This window comes from Streptomyces sp. BE20 (genome assembly GCF_036322525.1).
In the GTDB taxonomy this organism is placed as follows: domain Bacteria; phylum Actinomycetota; class Actinomycetes; order Streptomycetales; family Streptomycetaceae; genus Kitasatospora.
Map to the genome: position 1 here is coordinate 1 of NZ_JAQYWW010000481.1, position 346 is coordinate 346.

A 346-nucleotide genomic window follows, 5' to 3' on the forward strand; every position below is an offset into this window, starting at 1 on the left:
AGCGGCCGGCTCCCGGCCCGGGTGGTGACGGTCAGCGCGACGCCCGGCAGCCGCAGCTCCGCCGCGACGGCCGTGCACAGCGCGGACGGCAGTCGCTCGGGCTCGACGACCTGCCGGAGGACGAATCCGTCGACGACGGGGCGTGGCTCTGCGATCCCGACGGCGTCGGCCCCCGCCTCACGATCCTCCAGGTCCCCGAGCCGAAGACGGCGAAGAACCGGCTCCACATCGACGTCCGGTGACCGTCCGTCAGTTCCGCCCGTGGTCTCACGCGGACTCGTGCTGGATTCACGCGGTCTCACGGGGCCCTGCGGGGTTGCGCGGGGCCGCGCCGTGCCCCTCCCTC

At 74.9% G+C, this 346-nt stretch carries 1 pseudogene; it reads left to right on the forward strand.

From position 1 onward, the window contains the following. Positions 1-107 precede the first annotated feature (107 nt). Positions 108-239, forward strand: a pseudogene (locus PUR61_RS06615) (VOC family protein); the annotation flags it as partial. Positions 240-346: the final 107 nt, after the last annotated feature.